A 289-nucleotide genomic window follows, 5' to 3' on the forward strand; every position below is an offset into this window, starting at 1 on the left:
GACTGCACCGAAGCATATCGCTGACCTGTATCGGAAATGGGGAGCTGCCGGTTATCTTGAACTGACGGACGGTGAGGTTGTCGATCACGACATCATCAAAGCCGACATTCTGGCATGGTGCGAAGGTGAGGATTTACGTGAACTCGGTTTTGACCCGTGGAGTGCCGTTCAGTTCTCCCGTCGCCTGGCGGAAGAAGGTATTCCGCTGGTGGAGGTGGCGCAGACGGTGAAAAACCTGTCTGAATCGATGAAAACCGTTCAGGCCGATGTATATTCCGGCAAATTTCAC

General features: G+C 53.3%; 1 protein-coding gene. It reads left to right on the forward strand.

Annotated elements, in window-relative coordinates; all coding sequences use genetic code 11:
• Positions 1-289: terminase TerL endonuclease subunit (locus HMPREF3119_RS19560; RefSeq protein WP_246829218.1), on the forward strand; the 289-nt coding region annotated here is incomplete at both ends.

This window comes from Morganella sp. HMSC11D09 (assembly GCF_001807955.1).
In the GTDB taxonomy this organism is placed as follows: Bacteria; Pseudomonadota; Gammaproteobacteria; order Enterobacterales; family Enterobacteriaceae; genus Morganella; species Morganella morganii.